The sequence below is a fragment of the Bradyrhizobium sp. th-b2 genome (assembly GCF_000426785.1).
GTDB classification, from domain to species: Bacteria; Pseudomonadota; Alphaproteobacteria; order Rhizobiales; family Xanthobacteraceae; genus Bradyrhizobium; species Bradyrhizobium septentrionale.
This window is the reverse complement of record NZ_AUGA01000237.1, coordinates 1-1,630: the sequence shown is the minus strand read 5'-3', so window position 1 is coordinate 1,630 and position 1,630 is coordinate 1. Positions and strand designations below refer to the sequence as shown.

General features: G+C 64.0%; 1 protein-coding gene and 1 pseudogene. Both read right to left on the bottom strand.

Annotated elements, in window-relative coordinates; genetic code table 11:
* Nucleotides 1–220: 220 nt before the first annotated feature.
* Nucleotides 221–736, bottom strand: coding sequence for a transcription termination/antitermination protein NusG (locus K359_RS0147975; protein WP_198031302.1), 516 nt, complete (start codon nucleotides 734–736; stop codon nucleotides 221–223).
* Nucleotides 737–825: 89 nt separating this feature from the next.
* Nucleotides 826–1,630: pseudogene (locus K359_RS0147970) on the bottom strand (hypothetical protein); the annotation flags it as partial.

Genomic DNA, 1,630 nt, shown 5'->3' with positions numbered 1-1,630 from the left:
AATGAAAAAGGGCCGCTTGAAGGAACAAGCGGCCCAAGTCTAGGGAGGAAACGCCCAAAGAGGGCGGCGACAGCGCGAGGCGCTACCGCACAACATAAGTACGAAACGACAAAGCCCGGCGCAAGGCCGGGCTTTGGAAGGTCGCGGCGCGCTGCGCGCGGCCACCCGAATCAGGCTCTGCGCTTTTAGCCGAGCTGCCGCGAATGCACTGCACCGCGAATTAGACGATCAGCTCGATCTGCGTCTCGGTCAAACCACTTACCTTGACGCCGCGCCTTCCGTCCTCAACGTAGACAGTGAGTCGGCCATTTGAGTCAATTCGCTCGATCAGAGCGCGGAAGCCCGCGAACAGGCCGTCAACAATTGCGATGCGTTGATTGATCGCGAGCCGCACCTGCTTGCGCTGCGATGGCGGCAGACCCTCGCAAATGGCGATATCCCGCATCAGCTGCATTTCCTCCGGCTTGAGCCAACAGCGCAGCGTGCCGATCTGCAGCAGATTGTCGACGTCGTCGATCGCGCGGATCTGGTCGATCCTGCGGAGCTCGAAATCGGGAAGGAAGATCAGACCAGGCAGGAACGGTCGAACGATCTTGCGACCGAGATGCGGTCGACGCGCATCGCGCCCGGTCGTGCGATTGACTACGCTTGTGACCGTTAGCGACCAACCGCTAAAGCTTCGGTCCTCGAATGCCCGCATCACGCGCGCGTCGCGCCCCGGCGCCACGCGCAGCAAATGCCAGCTTGCGGGCGTCACAGGCACTGCTGCGAACTCGTCGGATACCGAGACATAACCAACGATCTGTCCCTTGCGGTATTGCATGTTCATTCACTCTCCCCTGCGCCTTGCCACGTCCCATCGCGGCGCGGCGGCCACGGCGCCGGCACGCGAAAGCCCTGCTTTGACTTCCTCAAACGGAAATTCGGGCTCGATGCAGAGACGCCGTGAACGCTCGGATCAAACGGCTCGAGAAAGATCCGCTCGGCCTGCGGCTCTGCGCCGATCCAGAGCGCCAGGCGATCGCGCCAGGCGGCAAACTGCAGCGTTCCGAGGTCGGCGACCCGCCACGCCACGCGATCGGCGCCGGCAAACGCAGCCATTGCCGCCAGGTCTGCCTGCGGCCCGAGCTGCGTCCAGACGCCCTCGCCGAGATCCTGCTCGCGGATGGTGCGCAGCTCGCGTCGCTCGGCGATCTGCATCGCCACTGCCAAGCCCTTGAGCTCGTCGTCTTGCACGAACCGCCGTTGCGGAGGCGCGGCCTTTGCCAGCGCAGCACCAGGCGCGGGGAATTCGCGAAACCCGCGCGTCCGCACCCAGAGATGAAAATTCATCGGCCGGCGCTGTTTGAGCTCGCGCAGCTTCGCCATGTAGAGCGGCACCGCATGAGCGCACCAGGCGCGATCGTCCTGCGTCAGGAGGCGGAACTCCTCGAGCGCCAGGTCGCGCCGCATGACCTCGTGGCCGACATAGCTCTCGAATGCGGCTGCGAACTCGACCGGCTCGCCTTCCTCGATCGTTTTATGATCGTCCGGAAATCCCCCGGAGGGGGACTTAGGGGGATCTTCCGGTTCAGGTTCAGAGATTAGGCCCTTACCCGAGTGGTAGGGCTGGCGGAGTCCTGGCGCAGGG